Origin of the sequence: Actinoplanes derwentensis (genome assembly GCF_900104725.1) — a bacterium.
Taxonomy (GTDB): Bacteria; Actinomycetota; Actinomycetes; order Mycobacteriales; family Micromonosporaceae; genus Actinoplanes; species Actinoplanes derwentensis.
This window is the reverse complement of record NZ_LT629758.1, coordinates 845,929-862,368: the sequence shown is the minus strand read 5'-3', so window position 1 is coordinate 862,368 and position 16,440 is coordinate 845,929. Positions and strand designations below refer to the sequence as shown.

General features: G+C 69.9%; 17 protein-coding genes and 1 pseudogene. 9 read left to right on the top strand and 9 right to left on the bottom strand.

Translation table 11 applies throughout. The features are described 5' to 3' along the window. Positions 1 to 6 precede the first annotated feature (6 nt). Complete coding sequence (locus BLU81_RS03785; RefSeq protein ID WP_092541626.1) at positions 7 to 1,074, bottom strand: ROK family transcriptional regulator; 1,068 nt, start codon at positions 1,072 to 1,074, stop codon at positions 7 to 9. Positions 1,075 to 1,126: 52 nt separating this feature from the next. Between BLU81_RS03785 and BLU81_RS03780 the strand changes: the two genes are divergently transcribed. Next, on the top strand, positions 1,127 to 2,341 hold the full coding sequence (locus BLU81_RS03780) for an MFS transporter (protein WP_092541624.1): 1,215 nt from the start codon (positions 1,127 to 1,129) through the stop codon (positions 2,339 to 2,341). Here the strand turns inward: BLU81_RS03780 and yiaA are convergent. Then, entirely contained in the window at positions 2,302 to 2,760 is a 459-nt protein-coding gene (gene yiaA, locus BLU81_RS03775) for an inner membrane protein YiaA (protein WP_092541622.1), read from the bottom strand. The two genes, BLU81_RS03780 and yiaA, sit on opposite strands and share 40 nt — an antisense overlap. Positions 2,761 to 2,841: 81 nt before the next feature. Between yiaA and BLU81_RS03770 the strand changes: the two genes are divergently transcribed. After that, a complete protein-coding gene (locus BLU81_RS03770; protein ID WP_092541620.1) occupies positions 2,842 to 3,468 on the top strand; it encodes a hypothetical protein in 627 nt (208 codons plus the stop codon). Here BLU81_RS03770 and BLU81_RS03765 read toward each other — a convergent pair. After that, positions 3,443 to 4,906 carry a dienelactone hydrolase family protein gene (locus BLU81_RS03765; RefSeq protein ID WP_172890487.1) on the bottom strand — a complete coding sequence of 488 codons (1,464 nt, stop codon included), beginning with the start codon at positions 4,904 to 4,906 and terminating at the stop codon, positions 3,443 to 3,445. The genes BLU81_RS03770 and BLU81_RS03765 overlap by 26 nt on opposite strands. Positions 4,907 to 4,955: 49 nt before the next feature. Next, the gene (locus BLU81_RS03760; protein WP_231954108.1) at positions 4,956 to 5,315 is read right to left on the bottom strand and encodes a winged helix-turn-helix transcriptional regulator; all 360 of its coding nucleotides are present in this window, start codon (positions 5,313 to 5,315) and stop codon (positions 4,956 to 4,958) included. A 111-nt stretch (positions 5,316 to 5,426) separates the two neighbouring features. On the opposite strand from BLU81_RS03760, the gene BLU81_RS03755 reads away from it, so the two are divergent. Then, positions 5,427 to 6,113 carry an alpha/beta fold hydrolase gene (locus tag BLU81_RS03755; protein ID WP_092541614.1) on the top strand — a complete coding sequence of 229 codons (687 nt, stop codon included), beginning with the start codon at positions 5,427 to 5,429 and terminating at the stop codon, positions 6,111 to 6,113. Positions 6,114 to 6,164: 51 nt separating this feature from the next. Here the strand turns inward: BLU81_RS03755 and BLU81_RS03750 are convergent, their stop codons facing one another. Further along, a complete protein-coding gene (locus BLU81_RS03750) occupies positions 6,165 to 7,604 on the bottom strand; it encodes an MFS transporter (RefSeq protein WP_092541612.1) in 1,440 nt (479 codons plus the stop codon). 77 nt (positions 7,605 to 7,681) lie between these two features. On the opposite strand from BLU81_RS03750, the gene BLU81_RS03745 reads away from it, so the two are divergent. The 5 genes and pseudogenes from BLU81_RS03745 to BLU81_RS03730 all read left to right on the top strand — a co-directional run bounded on the left by BLU81_RS03745 (position 7,682) and on the right by BLU81_RS03730 (position 12,996). Beyond that, positions 7,682 to 8,467 carry a TetR/AcrR family transcriptional regulator gene (locus tag BLU81_RS03745; RefSeq protein ID WP_172890486.1) on the top strand — a complete coding sequence of 262 codons (786 nt, stop codon included), beginning with the start codon at positions 7,682 to 7,684 and terminating at the stop codon, positions 8,465 to 8,467. A 5-nt stretch (positions 8,468 to 8,472) separates the two neighbouring features. Continuing rightward, positions 8,473 to 8,883 (top strand): annotated as a pseudogene (locus BLU81_RS50235) (FAD-binding oxidoreductase); the annotation flags it as partial. Positions 8,884 to 9,266: 383 nt separating this feature from the next. Then, on the top strand, positions 9,267 to 11,228 hold the full coding sequence (locus BLU81_RS03740; RefSeq protein WP_231954106.1) for an FAD-binding and (Fe-S)-binding domain-containing protein: 1,962 nt from the start codon (positions 9,267 to 9,269) through the stop codon (positions 11,226 to 11,228). Positions 11,229 to 11,382: 154 nt separating this feature from the next. After that, on the top strand, positions 11,383 to 11,580 hold the full coding sequence (locus BLU81_RS03735; RefSeq protein ID WP_092541608.1) for a helix-turn-helix domain-containing protein: 198 nt from the start codon (positions 11,383 to 11,385) through the stop codon (positions 11,578 to 11,580). A gap of 6 nt (positions 11,581 to 11,586) precedes the next feature. Continuing rightward, complete coding sequence (locus BLU81_RS03730) at positions 11,587 to 12,996, top strand: GGDEF domain-containing protein (RefSeq protein ID WP_157751193.1); 1,410 nt, start codon at positions 11,587 to 11,589, stop codon at positions 12,994 to 12,996. A 30-nt stretch (positions 12,997 to 13,026) separates the two neighbouring features. On the opposite strand, the gene BLU81_RS03725 is transcribed toward BLU81_RS03730, so the two are convergent. The 3 genes from BLU81_RS03725 to BLU81_RS03715 form a co-directional block, all read right to left on the bottom strand. Then, the gene (locus BLU81_RS03725; RefSeq protein WP_092541604.1) at positions 13,027 to 14,184 is read right to left on the bottom strand and encodes a CE1758 family FMN-dependent luciferase-like monooxygenase; all 1,158 of its coding nucleotides are present in this window, start codon (positions 14,182 to 14,184) and stop codon (positions 13,027 to 13,029) included. Between the two features lie 86 nt (positions 14,185 to 14,270). Beyond that, positions 14,271 to 14,741: a MarR family winged helix-turn-helix transcriptional regulator gene (locus BLU81_RS03720; protein WP_092541602.1), complete on the bottom strand. Its 471-nt coding sequence runs from the start codon at positions 14,739 to 14,741 to the stop codon at positions 14,271 to 14,273. A gap of 183 nt (positions 14,742 to 14,924) precedes the next feature. Continuing rightward, complete coding sequence (locus tag BLU81_RS03715; RefSeq protein WP_092541600.1) at positions 14,925 to 15,467, bottom strand: YciI family protein; 543 nt, start codon at positions 15,465 to 15,467, stop codon at positions 14,925 to 14,927. 35 nt (positions 15,468 to 15,502) lie between these two features. Between BLU81_RS03715 and BLU81_RS03710 the strand changes: the two genes are divergently transcribed. Then, positions 15,503 to 15,841, top strand: a complete 339-nt coding sequence (locus BLU81_RS03710; protein WP_231954101.1) for a TraR/DksA family transcriptional regulator — start codon at positions 15,503 to 15,505, stop codon at positions 15,839 to 15,841. A 33-nt stretch (positions 15,842 to 15,874) separates the two neighbouring features. Here BLU81_RS03710 and BLU81_RS03705 read toward each other — a convergent pair whose 3' ends face one another. Then, positions 15,875 to 16,348 (bottom strand): MarR family winged helix-turn-helix transcriptional regulator, encoded by a 474-nt coding sequence (locus BLU81_RS03705; RefSeq protein ID WP_231954099.1) that lies wholly within the window; start codon positions 16,346 to 16,348, stop codon positions 15,875 to 15,877. Positions 16,349 to 16,440 lie beyond the last annotated feature (92 nt).

The following is a 16,440-nucleotide window of genomic DNA, read 5'->3' as shown; positions in this document are numbered from 1 at the left end:
GCTTGGTCAGGCGGTCAGGCCGGGGACTCCGTAGCGGGCGTCCAGGATCTGCATGGCCGCTCCGGCGGCTATCGCGTCGGCGCCGAGCGCGGACAGCGACACGTCGACGGTGAGCCAGTCGGCGCGCGGCACCTGGGTGCGGACCGCCCGGGTGATCGTGTCGAGGTAGACCGGACCGTGCCGGAGCAGGTCGGTTCCGGCCAGCACGACGTGCCCGAGGTCGAGGGTCTGCAGCAGGTTGACGATGCCGATCCCGAGGATCCGGGCGGCCAGGTCGACGTCGCCGGCCTTGATCGCCTGGTCGTGCATGGCTTCCAGGCAGCCGTGCCGGCCGCACACGCACGGCGGGCCGTCGAGCTGGATCACCGAGTGGCCGAACTCGCCGGCATTGGTGTGCGTGCCGCGGTGGGCGGTGCCGTTGAGCCACAGGCCGGCGCCGACACCGGACTCGACCATGATCAGGGCGGCGTCGCGGAAACCGGGGCCGCGCCGCCACGCTTCGGCGGTGACTCCGGCGGTGGCGTCCTTGTCCAGGTGCACGGGCAGGCCGAGAGCCCGGTGCGCGAGGGCCGCGAGCGGGACGTCGTGCCAGTGGCGCAGCCGGTGGGCGTCGCGGACGGTGCCGGCGGCGTGGTCGAGCGGGCCGATCATGCCGATGCCGACGCCGGTGAGCCGGTCGTGGCCGTTGCGCAGGAGTTTGACCTGCTCGGTGAGGGCGTCGACGAGCTGGCCGGGGGTGAAGTCGCCGGGCAGCGGGGTGACCGACGCGTCGAGGACGGTGCCGGCCAGGTCGGTCAGGGCCAGGCGCAGGCTGCGGCGGGAGACGTGCGCGCCGATGGCGTGGCGGCTGCCGGGCACCAGTTCGTAGACGGCGGCGGCGCGGCCGGTGGCGGGGCGGCGCTCTCCGGCGGAGACGACGACCCCGTCGTCGAGCAGGCGGGCCAGGACTTTGGAGACGGCCTGCGGGGTGAGGCCGGTGGCTTTGGCGACGTCGCCGCGTTCGAAGGTGGGGGTGGCCCGAGCCAGGGCGAGCACCAAGGCTTCGTTGTAGCTGCGGAGGAAGGTCTGGTGCACCCGGTCACCTTAGCTGGAGGGTTTTGCAACGGCGTTGCTAAAGTCCCGGATCATGGAGCACCTCACCGCCCGCCACCGCTGGACCGCGCTGTTCGCCCTCGCACTCGGCGGCGTCGCCATCGGCCTGACCGAGTTCGTCGCCATGGGACTGCTGCCGGACATCGCCCGTGACCTGCTCGGCGGCACCTCCGCCGGCGAGGTCGCGCATGCGGGCTGGACCATCACCGCGTACGCCCTCGGTGTCGTCGCCGGTGCACCGCTGATCGCCGCGCTGACCGCACGCTGGCGCCGCAAGCGCCTGGTCCTCATTCTTCTCGTGCTGTTCGCCGCCGGAACCGCCGCCTCCGCCCTGGCCCCCACGTTCGGCCTGGTCCTGGTCGCGCGGTTCGTCGCGGCGCTGCCGCACGGCGCCTACTTCGGTGCCGCCGGCCTGCTGGCCGCGTCGCTGATGGGCAAGGGCAAGGAGGCGCGCGGGTACGCGGTGGTACTCGGTGGCCTGACCATCGCCAACCTCATCGGCGTCCCCGCGATGACCAGTCTCGGACAGAACGCCGGCTGGCGCGTCTCGTACGCGGTGATCGCCGGGGTCTTCGTCCTGACGCTGCTCGCGGTGGCCGCGAGTGTGCCCGAGGTACCCGCCGCCGCGTCCGGGTCGGCCCGTGCCGAGTTGCGAATCCTGGCCCGTCCGCAGGTGTGGCTGGTGGCGGCCACCGCGGCGATCGGGTTCGCCGGCTTCTTCGCGGTCAACAGCTACATCGCCCCGGTCACCACCGAGGTCGCCGGATTCGGGGCGGGCACGGTGCCGTGGGTGCTGGTGGCCTTCGGTCTCGGCATGACCATCGGCAACGCACTCGGCGGCTGGTTCGCCGACCGGGACCTGCGGCGGGCGCTGCTGATCGGCTTCACCGCGGTGATCTTCGCGATCCTGTTCTTCGCCCTGTTCGCGTCGACCACGGCCGGGCTGTTCGTCGGCGCGTTCCTGGTCGGCGGCACCAGCCTGTTCCTCGGCCCGGCACTGCAGGCCCGGCTGATCACGGTGGCGCCCGGCGCCCAGCTGATGGGCGCCGCGGTCAACCAGTCGGCGATGAACGTCGCCAACAGCATCGGCGCGGCCCTCGGCGGTCTGGTGATCGCCCGCGGGTTCGGCTACCTCGCGCCCGCGTGGACCGGCGTGATCCTCAGCGTCGCGGGTCTACTGCTGGCGGCGGTGAGTTTCGCCCTGGACCGTCAGGGCAGATCGGTGATGCCGTTGCCCCGGGCCCGGTAAGGCTCCGGCGCCGCCTGGTGCTGCAGGTTGTCGCGCACGTTCTTCTGCACGGCGACCGCCGCGAACAGGGTCATCGCGAACGCGAGGCCGTAGAAGCCCTTCTCGCTCAGTTCCAGGCCGCTGTTCCACAGGCCGACCACCAGCATGATCACGGCGATGCCGACCACCGACCAGGACAGGCCGAGGTACAGCACCGAGACCGGCAGGCCCTCGGTGCGGTCCCGCACCGACTTCTGCAGGGAGACGGCGGCGAACAGGCCGAGGACCAGGACCGCTCCGTAGAAGCCCTTCTCGGAGCGGTCCATCGTGGCGTTCCACAGACCCACCACGAACGCCAGGATGCCCAGGGCGAGAGCCGCCCAGGAAGCCCCGACGAAGGCGGCCGTCGGCTTGGCCGAGGACGGCGGCTGCTGCACCACGGAGCACTCCCAGCGATCAGGTGACGACTTCTCGACACCAGGACCATCGGCAGCCGGCCCGCGCGGTTTATCCTTCCGGCCATGCCGTTGAGCCCCGAACAGTTCCACGACCACGCCCTCACCGTGACCGACAGCGAGCGGCGGCTGCCACTCGCCCGGATGACGATGTGGGAGATCAGCCCGTTCGAACAGGACGGGCTGCGGGTCACCCCGTTGCGGCCGCCGGTGCTGCCGGAACCCGACCGGCACGGCGAGGATCCGGCGGACTGCGGCAGCTGCCGGAACCGGGACCAGGGCATCTGGCTGAACGAGCGGTGGCGGCTGACCCGGGTCGGCGGGGTCGGGGTGCCGCTGGTGCTGATGCTGCATCCGCGTGATCACTACGACCTCGAGGATCTGCCCGACGAACTCGCCGCCGAACTGGGGCTGCTGACCACCAGGATCGCGCGTCACGTGCAGGCGCTGCCGCACATCACCCGGTCGCACGTCTACCGGTTCGGGGACGGGGCGGCGCACCTGCACGTGTGGTTCTTCGCCCGGCCTCAGGGGCAGGCGCAGATGTGGGGATCGTGGCTGGTGGTGTGGGACGACCTGCTGCCGGAGTACCCGGCCGACATCGCCGACGCCGACGCGGTGACCGTGGCGCAGGCCCTGGCCGACTCACACGGCGGCCACCTGCCGGTCAGGAACTCACCAGCGGCAGTGTGACGGCCAGCGGCCAGGACAGGACGACGGCGCCGGTCAGGGCGATCAGCCAGGCCGGCGCCGCGAACCGGTGCAGGATCGCGCTCCACAACGCCTGCCAGAGGAACAGCCCGACCAGCGGGAACAGGGCGAGGACCACAAAACTGCTGACCAGTCCGGCGACGGCCGCGGCGGCCAGGACGACCACGAATACCGCCGAGATCGCCAGCAGGAGCACTGTGGAACCGGCGGCGATCCGTTCGGCCGCGTAGGAGATCAGGGCGAAGGCGGCCCACATGATCAGAAGCAGCCACCAGCGGTCGCCGACCGGCACGGCATGGGTCAACCCCAGATGCACGGGTACGGCGATGGCGACGATCGCGTAGGGCACGACCGGCAACAGCCGCAGACTGCTGACCGCCGGGGACTCGGGACGCCTGACCCCGTACAGCAGGAGCAGTGCCCCCGTGACGGTGGCGTAGCCGATGACGTACCCGGCGATCGCGATGGGCAGATCGGTGGTCGGCAGGAACCGGGCCACCACCACCCCGGCCACCGCCGCGACTCCGCTGACCAGCACCGTCATCCCGAGCCGGGGCATCCCCGGCGCTCCTGGGCGCGGGCCGGCAGCCCGGCTCCTCGGGCTGGCAGCCCGGCCGGAGAGCAACGCGGTGAGCGGGTGGAACCCGATCAGGAAGGCCAGCACCAGCAGCGCCGCCCCGAACAGCCGCCTGGCCGGGAACGGGATCGCGGCGTCGCCCGGCAGGCCGAACGCGCTGTCCAGCCAGGCCACCGTCTGCCGGTGAGTCTCCGGCGCATACAGGACGGTGATGTGCTCGACGCCCGGGATGACGCGGAGCGCACGGTCGTCGCGCTGATCAGTGACGGTCGTGGCGGCCGAGCGGAAACCGGGGAACTCCAGCCCGCCCACGATGGCGAGCAGCCGCGCCGGGCCCTGAGGGGAGGCGGCGCCCGCGCCCGGCAGGGAGATCGCCACGGTCGCGGTGACATCCGGGTGATCGGCCGCGTACCGGGTGACCGCACCCGCGCCCATCGAATGCCCGACCATCGCGATTCTGGCGGGGTCCACATCGGGCAGCGACCGCAGGTGGGCCAGCGCCACGTCCAGGTCGTGTTGCAGGACCCGGGTGGACTCGTCGGTGCCCGCGGTCTGATCCGGCAGCGGTCCGGTGTTGGCCCCGTGCCCGGCGAAGTCGAGCAGGACCACCACGTAGCCGCGGGCGGCCAGGCTGTCCCCGAACGGTTCCATCAGCCGTGCCGACCCGGAGAACCCGTGCGCGACGACGACTCCCGGATGCGGCCCGGCCCCGGCCGGATGCACCTCTTCCAGCGGAACACCGGCGGAGACCACCTGCTCCCGGCGCGGTTCCGGCCCGGCCCCGGCGAGCAGCCAGACCCCGCCGACAGCAAGAACGAGCAGGAGCAGCAGCGTACGTTTCACGAAAGGTCCCCCGCGACGCATCGATCGGAAGCCGGATCGTACCGAGGACTCAGGGGTTTTGTTCCGTCCCGGCCCGGTGGTCGTAGTCGGCACGGGCGGCCTGGATCTCGGGCAGATTGCCGGTGCTCCACGCCATCAACGGCTCGGCGGCCGCCAGCATCTCGCGGCCCATCGGCGTCAGGGCGTAACTGACGTGCGGTGGCATCGCGTTGTGGACGGTGCGGGTCAGCAGCCCGTCCCGTTCCAGGCTGCGCAGCGTGGCGGTGAGCATGCGCTGGCTGATGCCGTCCAGGTCGCGTTTGAGTTCGGTGAACCGGCGCGGCCCGGGAAGCAGATCGTGCAACAGGATCAGCATCCATTTAGTGGCGACGATGGCCTTGCATCCGCCCGCACGTGATGGCTGGCTCACGATGGTCACCTCCAGGGAACCGGGGCACAAAATAGTGCCTGATTGCCCGGTCAACCCGAGGTGCCCGAGGATCATTCCGCAGCATCCCCAATCTGATCGGGAGATTTCCTCATGAGTACGACGTATCTGCTGGTGCACGGCGCCTGGCACAGTGGGCAGAGCTGGGCCCGGGTGGTTCCGTTGCTGGGCGGGGCCGGGCACCGGGTGTGCACGCCGACCCTGACCGGGTACGGCGACAAGCGTCACCTGCTCGGCCCCGACGTCGGGCTGGGCACCCACGTCGACGACATCGTCGCGCTGATCCTGGCGGAAGACCTGACCGGTGTGGTCCTCGTCGGGCACAGCTACGCCGGAATGGTGATCTCCGCCGTCGCCGAACGGGTCCCCGACCGCATCGCCGAGTTGGTCTTCCTGGACGCGATGGTGCCGGTCGACGGCGAGAGCGGCACCGACGTCATGCCGGTGACGAGAACCTTGATCGACCAGGCCGCCGACAGCGCCGAGCCGTGGCGCATCCCGCCGTTCAGCCTGTTCGGCGTCACCGACCCGGCGGACGTGGCCTGGGTCCGCACCATGCTCGGCGACCAGCCGGTCCGCTGCCTCACCGAACCGGTCCGGCTGGTCGACCCGGTGGCGGCGGCGATCCCCCGAACCCACATCCACTGCGTCGGCGAGGAACCCGAAGGCTTCGACCGTCGCCCGGTGACCCAGGGCCAGGTCTGGGAACTGACCGCAGGCCACGACTGCATGATCACAGTCCCCGAAGAGCTGGCCGCCCTACTACTGAAACTCGGCTGACCCCCGGCCCGCACCGCGACGACCAGCCGCCTCCCGGCCTGGCGCCGGGGCTCAGGCCTCGGCGCTGCGGCGGGCCGCCCAGAAGATCAGTGCCGCGCAGAGGGCGGTGAGGATCAGGGTCGCCGTGGTGACCGCGTGTTCGAAGGTGTGGGCGCCGGTCGCGGTGGCGCCCGCGGTGATCAGGGAACCGCCGAGGGCTGCGGCGACGATGGTGCCGGTGACGGCCATGCCGACGCTGCTGGCGACTTCCTGGCTGGTGTCGCTCATCGCGGCGCCGATCGTGGTCTGGTCCTCGGGCAGGCCGCGCATCACGGTGACACCGGCGATGGTGGCGACGACGCGCATGCCGGCGGCGGTCAGCGCGAGGGCGATCGCGATCCACCCGTAGTGCAGGTGGCCGAGGACACCGTAGACGAGCAGGCCGGCCAGGAACGAGCAGGCGCCGAGGACCCCGGCACGGTGGGTGCCGAGCCGGTCGACGAACTTCTCGACGAACGGGCCAACCGCGAGCAGCACGATCACCTGCGGAAGGTTGCCGAGGGCGGCCTGGGCCGGGGACCAGCCCCAGACGAGTTGCAGTTGCAGGGTGACGGTGAAACCGATGACGGCCATGCCGAGACCGAGTGCCGCCTCGTAGGCGAGGCTGGCGGACACGGCCGGGCGCTTGAGCAGCTGGAAGTCGAACATCGGGTGGGCGGTGCGGCGCTCGCGGACGACGAACGCGACGGCGGCGAGCACCGCACCGGCGCCGGCCAGCCACGGGGTGGCGCTGTGCCAGCCGTCCTCGACGGCGAGGGTGGCGGTCCACAGGGCGAGGACGATCGTGACGGTGCCGAGCAGGGCGCCGGGCAGGTCCAGCGGTGAGCGATTGCGCTTGGCCGGATCGTCGGCGGGGATGCCGAACCGGATGCAGCCGATGGCGAGCAGTGCGATCGGCACGTTCATCACGAGCAGCGTCTGCCAGGGTGCGATCTGCAGGACCAGGCCGCCGACGGTCGGGCCGATCGCCATGCCGGTCAGCCCGACCGTGGCGATCAGTGAGGTGGCCCGCATCAGCAGGTTCTCCTGGTCGAACAGGCGGAAGCAGAGTGCCATGGTGCCGGGTGCGGTCATCGCGGCGGTGACGCCGATCGCGGCCCGGACGGCGATGAGCTGACCGGGTGTGGTCACGAACAGTACGGCGAAGTTGGCGAGGGCGAACAGGGCCAGGCCGATCAGCATGATCTTGCGAGTGCCGTACCGGTCGGCGATCGCGCCGAACGCGACCATCAGGCCGCCGAACAGCAGCGAGTAGCCCGAGGTGATCCACTGCAAGGCCGTCGTGGAGGCGTGCAGCTCCCGCGCGATGGTCGGCAGGGCCACGTTGAGTACGGAGTTGTCGAGCATCTCCACCAGGAAGACGACCGCCAGCCCGAGGATCGCGGGCCAGACGGCTCGCAGCGAGGTCGCATGCGGTTTCTCGCGCATGTCATCCAGCACACCGGCACTCATCGCTACCTCCAACTGGAATGCCATTCCATTACGCACGCAGTATGGAATGCCGTTCCAGAACGTGTCAAGATGGGGACATGCCGCCAACCAGGAGCCGGGGCCGCCTCTCCCGGGACGTCGTCGTCCACGCCGCCATCGAACTGCTCGACGAGCACGGCGAACGCGGCCTGACCTTCAAACTGCTCACCGAGAAGCTCCAGACCGGAGCCGGCGCGGTGTACTGGCATGTGGCGAACAAGGACGAGCTGGTCACCATGGCCACCGATCAGGTGATCGGCACCGCTCTAGCCGGCCTGAGCGCCGAGCCCGGCACCGACGCGGAGACTCGAATCCGCGCGCTCGCGCTGGCCGTTTACGACACCCTGGACCTGCACACCTGGGCGGCCCCACACGTCACCGCGGTCCACACGATGCCCCACACGATGCTGCTGCTGGAGCGCATCGGCGGCCTGCTCGCCGAGACGCAGCTGCCCGCCGGCCGGCACTTCGCGGTAGCCACTGCGATCTTCATCTACCTCACCAGCGTCACCGCCCAGGACGCCGGCCGCGCGTCGGCCGCCGCCCCCGGCACCACCCGCGACGACCTGCTCCGGCAGGAGGCCCAACAATGGGCGGCCCTCGACCCACAGACGTTCCCGTTCGTGACCGGCATCGCCGCCGACCTGGGCAACCACGACGACCGCGACCAGTTCCTGACCGGCCTCGACCTACTACTGGACGGCCTCCGCTCCCAGGTGTCAGCAACCAGCGACCCGGCCAAGGATCAAGTGATCCTCGCGGAGGGCGACACCTCGCGACCCCACGACGCCGACCTCGCCCGAGCCGACATGACCGAGCGACGCCGTCAAATCGCCGGGCGGTAACCGCCATGACTGTCACCGAGCGGCATCTGGACCGTCTCGCCTACGCCCATGACGCCTCGCACTTCGCCCTGGTGCCACGGAGTGTCATCGTCCCGGCGGACGTCACGGAGGTCGCCGCGCTGCTGAAGGAGACGCGGCGGGCGGTGACGTTCCGGTCCGGTGGCACCAGCCTGTCCGGGCAGGGCGTGACCGACGATCAACTCGCCGACACCCGGCGGCACTTCCGGGCGATCCAGGTCCACGACGACGGGGCGACGGTCTCGGCACAGCCCGGTGCCACCGTGCGGCAGGTCAACACCAGGCTCTTTCGGTACGGGCGGAGACTCGGTCCCGACCCGGCCAGCGAGATCGCCTGCACCGTCGGCGGTGTCGTCGCGAACAACTCCTCCGGAATGCTCTGCGGGACGACCGAGAACACCTACCGCACCCTGGAGTCGGCGACGCTGGTCCTACCGAGCGGCACGGTGCTCGACACCGCACACCCGGACGCGCACCAGCTGCTGCTCGACCGGGAGCCGGACATCCATCACGGCCTCCTCGAGCTCCGCGACCGGATCCGCGGTGACGCCGAGTCGGTGCGGACCATCCAGCGCCTGTGGTCGATCAAGAACACCGTGGGCTACGGACTGAACTCGTTCCTCGACTTCGACCGCCCTCTCGACATCCTGCTGCGGCTGGTGGTCGGCAGCGAGGGCACACTCGCGTTCGTCGCGGAGGCGACCTTCCGCACCGTCGCGTTGCGCGCACCCACCTGGCCACGGCGCTGCTGGTCTTCGCCGATCTCGCCGCCGCCACCAAGGTGCTGCCGGACCTGGTCGACGCGGGTTTCGCCGCCATCGAGCTGCTGGACTCCACCAGCCTCCGGGTCGCCCAGCGCGACCCGAAAGCGACCGCCGACCTGCTGCGACTCGACGTCGACCGGCACGCCGCGCTCCTGGTGGAGTTTCAGGAGACCACCGCCGAGTCCCTGGCCGATCGGCTGGCCGGCGTGGTGGCTCTGCTCGACCGTCTGCCGCTGGTCACCCCGGCGGCGCTGAGCACCGACGCCACCCGCCGCGGCCAGTTGTGGCACATCCGGAAAGGCCTGTACACGCTGGTCGCCGAGGCCCGGCCGCCAGGCACCACCGCCCTGCTCGAGGACGTCGCGGTGCCGATCGACCGTCTCGACGCCACCTGCGCCGGCCTGTCGCGCCTGTTCACCGAGTTCGGCTACGACGACGGCGTCATCTTCGGTCACGCCAAGGACGGCAACATCCACTTCATGATCAACGAGCGGTTCACGTCGGTCGACCGTTACGCCAGGTTCACCGAGGAGCTGGTGGATCTGGTGCTCGGCCAGGGCGGCACCCTGAAAGCCGAACACGGCACCGGCCGGATGATGGCCCCGTTCGTGCGCCGTCAGTACGGCGACGAGCTGTACTCGATCATGCAGGACCTCAAGCAACTCGTCGATCCGCGCGGAATCCTCAACCCGGGTGTCCTGATCACCGCTGATCCCCGGGCTCACCTGCACGATCTCAAGACGACACCGGTGGTCGAGGAGGAGGTCGACAGGTGTGTCGAATGCGGGTACTGCGAACCCGCCTGCCCCAGCCGGGACCTGACGATGACGCCACGTCAGCGCATCGTGTTGCGGCGGGAGATGCGGCGCGCCGAGGCGAACGGTGACCATGCGCTGGTCACCGAGTTGCAGGAGCAGTTTCGGTATGCCGGTGTCGAGACGTGCGCGGTCGACGGCATGTGCCAGACGGTCTGCCCGGTGGGCATCGACACCGGCGACCTGGTCCGCCGACTGCGGACCGAGAGCCAGCCCGCCCTGGCGCAGGCCGCCGGTACGGCCGCTGCCCGCCACTGGGGAGCCGTCACCCGGGTCGCGGCGACCGCCCTGACCATCGCGGACCGCCTTCCGGCCGCGGTCCCCCGCACCGCGACCAGGTGGGGCAGGCGTGTCCTGGGCACGGACCTGGTTCCCGAATACTCGGCGGATCTGCCCGCCGGAGGCCGACCACGGCAGATCGCCGACCAGCCGAAAGCCGCCGGAGCGACGCCGGCCGCGATCTACTTCAGCAGCTGCACCACCACGATGTTCGGCCCCGCGAGTGCCGCGGGTGCCGAGCTTGGGGCCGCCGAGTCGTTCCGGCGGCTCTGTGACCGTGCCGGGGTCCCGGTAGCCGTCCCCGACGGCCTGCCGTCGCTGTGTTGCGGCACGCCGTGGAAGTCCAAGGGCCTGTCCGCCGGGTACCGCGAGATGTCAGCCCGGGTCGTCACGGCGTTACGGGCCGCGACCCGCGACGGCGCGATTCCCGTGGTCTGTGACGCGTCGTCGTGCACCGAGGGCCTCGGCACCCTACTCGCGGAGACCGGGGTGACGGTCGTCGACTCGGTGGTCTTCACCGCCGAGCACCTGCTCCCCCACCTGGTCGTCCAGCAGCGGATGGCGTCGCTGACACTGCATCCGACCTGTTCGTCGGCCCGGCTGGGGATCGATGCGGCGCTGCGGACCGTCGGCGCGGCCATCGCGGAGACGGTCGTCGTGCCGGACGACTGGGGGTGCTGCGCCTTCGCCGGGGACCGCGGCATGCTGCATCCGGAGTTCACCGCCGCCGCCAGCAGCCGCGAGGCAGCCGAGGTCCGGAGTCGCCCCACCACCGGTTACGCCTCACTGAACCGGACGTGTGAGATCGGCATGTCCCGCGCGGCCGGAGTGCCGTACCGGCACGTTCTCGAGTATCTCGAGCGGGCGACCCGCGACGACGGCTGAAACGAAAGCCGGCAGGTTTCGAAACCACCCCGACGAGTAGCGTGACGGCCTGTTTCCGCCCTCGGCAGCGAACCGGAGGAAAACCAGACTCCTCGTCGACGTCGTATTACCTGGCCGAGGAGCCGACCGACCGCAACGATCTACCGGCCAGCTCGTGGACGAAGTGACCGGCGGCCGACCCTGGCGACTGGTGGAACTCGCCCACGCGGCGGCGATGTCCCGAACGTCGTTCACCGAACGGTTCCGGCAGGCGGCGGGCGTGCCACCCCTGACATACCTGAACGGCTGGCGCATGCTGCTCGCGCGACGAGCGCTCCGCGAACGTTCAAGGTCGGCGCTGACCCGCCGATGAAGGAACGTGCCGAATCCCTGGTCCCGTCCCGCGACACCGGCCTGGATGCTGTGCCTGACCGCCGGAACTGCGGCGGCCGCCGGTTACGCTCTGCTCCCGTCCGATGGGGCATGGCACCTCGTCGCGTACCCGATCATCGCCTTGTCCTGCGTCATCGCCGTGGTGGCCGGGGTTCGCCGGCACCGGCCGAACCAGCCTGCGGTGTGGTACTCGTTCGCCGCCGGGCTCGGGGCGTGGCTGGCGAACACCGTCATCGACCAGCTCACCGCGACCGCACCGTGGTCACAGCTCAGCGCGGGCTTCCTGATCGCCGGTTACCCCCTGTTGGGGCACGCCCTGTTCGGCCTGATCCGCGGGCGGGTCCGCTCCGGCGACCGGACCACCGGCATCGACGCGGGCATCGTCGCTACCAGTCTGGCGGTGCTCTTCTGGACCCTGGTGGCCGGCGATGACTCTCTTTCGCTGCTGCAACTGCTGGTCGCCGCCGGTGACATCGCCCTGTTCGCGCTCATCTCACTCCTGGTCACCACACCGGGAGCACACACGGCCAGTTACCGTCTGCTGCTCACCGCGCTGGGCTTGACGGTCTTCTCCGACGTCCTGCTGATGATCGTGCCGTTCGAGCCGGGTGGCCCCGCCGACGTGATCTTCGTGCTGGCGAACGTGTTGTCCGCGGCGGCCGCCCTTCATCCTTCGATGCGGCGGCTCACGGTTCCCCTCCCCCAACCCCCGGGTTTTGTACGCCCACGCCTGGCCCTGTTGACCGCGGCGATCCTGCTCGCCCCCATCGTCAGCCTCCACCAGGGCGCCACCGGCCGGATCGCCGATGACTGGCTGCCCCTGGGTGTCGGCTCGATCGTGCTGTTCCTGTTGGTCAGCGCCCGGATGGCCGGTCTCGTACTCAGAGTGGAGCAGCAGGCGCGGCACCTGTCGGTGCTGGTCAACGAGGACCCGCTGACCGGGGTGGCCAACCGGCGCCGCTGGGACGAGCGCCTGCGGACCGCCATGGACCGGTCCGCAGCCACCGGTGAGCCGCTGGTGGTCGCACTCCTGGACCTCGACCACTTCAAGCGTTACAACGACACCCATGGTCACCAGGCCGGCGACGAGTTGCTGACCGACGCCGCCACGGCCTGGCTCAGCGGGCTGCGCGGCGACGATCTGCTGGCCCGTTACGGTGGTGAGGAGTTCTGCGTGATGCTGACCGGCCGTACCGTCGCTGAAGCGCTTCTGATCGTCGAACACCTGCAGACGCTCACGCCGGACGGACAGACGTTCTCCGCCGGCCTGACCCGCTGGGACGGCCGGCAGACCGCCCAGGAACTGCTCGAACACGCCGACCGGCTGCTCTACGACAGTAAGCGTTCGGGCCGGGCCCGGGTCACCGCCGGCAGACCACTCGCGGACGCGGCATGACCCGTCCAAGGGTCAGGTCTCACCCCACTGTCATGCGGCACTGTCCAGGTAGGGCAGGGCTCCGGACGTGTTGTCGCCACGGTTGGGACGGGGCCGGGCCTGCCGCGACGGTCCGTCACCGTACGTCGCCTTCACCAGTGACGCATGGGTCGGTGCGTCCGGAACGCCGGGTGCCCGGCGGGAGTCCATCTCCTTGCGCAGCACCGGCACGACCTCGGTGGCGAGCAGTTCGACCTGTTCCAGGACGACCTCCACCGGCATCGAGCCGAGGTCGAGTGCCCACAGTTGCCGCTGGTAGTCCCCGAACCCTTCCTGGAAGGTGAGCGTCTTGTCGATGACCTCCTGCGGCGACCCGACCGACAGCGGGGTGGCTTCGGCGACCTGTTCCAGGCGGCTGCCCCGGAACATCGGGTAGTTCTCGAAGTACGGACGGAACCGCTCGTACGCGTCCTGCGACTTCCGGGCGATGAACGCCTGCCCGCCGAGTCCGACGATCGCGTCCGCGGCCCGGCCGTGCCCGTAGTGTTCGAACCGCTGCCGGTAGAAGTCCACCAGCGGCTTGAAGTGGAAGTTCGGCGCCAGGATGTGGTTCGCGAAGTAGCCGTTGCCGTGGAACGCGGCCTGCTCAGCGATCTCCGGAGTGCGGATCGCCCCGTGCCACACGAACGGCGGTACCCCGTCCAACGGCCTCGGGGTCGCGGTGAAACCCTGCAACGGGGTGCGGAAACGCCCGTCCCAGTCGACCACGTCCTCGCGCCACAGCCGGTGCAGCAGGTGGTAGTTCTCCAGGGCGAGCGGAATGCCCTGCCGGATGTCCTGCCCGAACCACGGATAGACCGGCGCGGTGTTCCCGCGCCCCAGCATCAGGTCCAGCCGGCCTTGGGCCAGGTGCTGCACGAACGCGTAGTCCTCAGCGATCTTCACCGGGTCGTTGGTGGTGATCAGCGTGATCGAGGTGGACAGCAGGATCTGCCGGGTCTCGGCCGCCAGATAGCCGAGCAGAGCGGGCGGGCTGGACGCCACGAACGGCGGGTTGTGGTGCTCGCCGACCGCGAACACGTCCAGGCCCAGTTCGTCGGCGGCTTTCGCGACCCGGATGGTGTCCTGGATGCGCTGCGCCTCGGAGCGGGGAATGCCGGTGACCGGGTCGGGCGCGATGTCGCCGACGCCGAAGATGCCGAACTGCATGACAACAGGTCCTTTCACAGAAGACGAGCGGTGAAGGGACCGTGCGGGTGCACTCAGGCCGAAGCGCGCGGTCGCGGAAGAACAGGTCAATCCGGAAGATCGAGATGACGCCGCAGCGCGACGGTCAGCTCCTCGACGTGGGCGAGTTGCTCGGCGGTGAGCGCGTCGACGAACACCTCACGAATCGCCCGCAGATGCGGCACCGTGCTGGCCCGGAACGCCTCCGCACCCGAATCCGTCATGATCACATCGACGCCGTGGATGTCGTCGGGACACGAGACCCGCCGGATGAGCTCACGTTTCTCCATCCGCCCCAGATGATGCGACAGCCGGCTGCGCTCCCACCCGATCTGCACGGCGAGCGCCGACGACCGCAGCGTCCGCTGCTCCGCCTCACTCAGCGCGAGCAGCACCTGGTAGTCCCCCGACGACAACGACGACTCACCCTGCAGTCGCCCGGCCAGTCGCGTACGCAGGATCTCGGCGGTCTCGATGTAACCCCGCCAGACCCGCAACTGCTCCCGCGTCGGCAACGCCCGCCCGCCACCCTGCCCCATCACGCCTCCCGGATTGACACGTCAACACTAAGAACAGGAAATTGACACGTCAACCCCATTGTCTGGTACGCCACACGGCCCCACACAAGCACCACCCCGCCCCGCCCGGTCCCCGCGAGCCAGGCGGAACTCCAGACCGACCCGCGACCGCCGGGCCGAATGCGGTTGGTCACCGCCGAAGACCTATCTACGCCCGCCGAACTCCCAGGCGTGCACTTCGATATCGGCGTACCGCTCCCGGGTCAGCAGCGCACGAGCACTGTCCGGGTCCGAAGCGCGAACCAGCAGAGCGGTACCCAGCCACGCCGTCCCGTCGTCGGACAGCAGCGGCCCGTACGCGATCAGCTCGTCCCGCTCCGGCGGCACGGTCAGGTCGGCGGCCGGCCCCGAACCGAAGCCGAGCACCAGGTACCGATCACCACCGGCCCGGCCACCGGGAAAGTCCCACATGGTCCGGCCGAGCAGATTCCGCCACCGGCGCACCAGAACATCCCGATAGGCACCGGCCTGATAACCGGGCTCGTTGAAGGCGAAAGCCCGGACAGCGGCCGGATCAGGCAGATCGACGATGTGCAGACTCCCACTGAGCCGCCCACCGTCGAAGGTCGGCCCACGAGCGATCAGTTCCGCCTCGTACCGATCCATATAGGCCCAATGCTCTTCCAGCAACTCCTGCCGCAAGGCCAGTGAACCGGCCCGGTCACGGTGATAACACAGAAACTCCACGCCCACAGCGTGCCATTGGCCCCTACCCTGATTCCGTGGGTGCCGGAACCGTGCGGGACGAACTGGAACGCCTGCGGGCCAGGGCCGCAGCCGAAGCGGCGACGCTGGCCCGGGATCTGGAGGGACTGTTCGCGGCATCACGCGACTCGAACGCCGACGACGAGCATGATCCGGAAGGCGCGACGATCGGCTTCGAACGCGCACAGCTGACCGCGCTTCTGACCGCCACCCGAGACCGAATCACCGAGGTCGACGAGGCGCTACAGCGGGTCGAGGCGGGCACTTACGGCATCTGCGAGGGATGCGGCCAGGCGATCCCGGCGCAGCGGCTCGCGGCCCGGCCGTTCGCGCGCCGCTGCATGACTTGCGCATAGCAGCGCACCTTGACGCGCGCCCATGGCGGGCCGTCACAAACAGGAACCCGGGTCCTCACTGTCGCCGATGATGGCGAAGAGCATCTGGCGGAAGGACGCGATGTGGTCCTGGCTGAAACCATCGAGCACTGAAGCTTCAACGGCGGCGCTGGCCTCGGCCACTTTGGCTCGTAGTGCTTCACCGCTGTCGGTTATCACCGGGATACGTAGACGGCGGTCGGTCGGGGCGTTACGGCGAACCACCAGACCTCTGCGTTCCAGCCGGTCGAGCTGGCTCATCAGGGTGGTCTTGTCCAAGCTCAGGGATTTGCCGAGTTCTCCCTGGGTGAGGCCGGGGGTCTTGTCGAGAGCGCTCAGCACGATGTACTCGCGCAGGACGAGTCCGTGTTTCTCGGCCTGTTCGCCGGTGGCGTTGTGCATGTGCTGAGCCGCCCGGTGCAGCAGCCAGGTGATCTCGGAATCGAGCGAAGGCCTAGGCCCCGGATCCTCCGCCTCACGGTCCGTCATTTGCGATCTCCTAGCAGCTTGAACCGCTGTCAGCCCGGCTTGCGGAAACTATAACCGAGGAAGTTCTCAGGCAAGAAATTCTGGATTCAGAG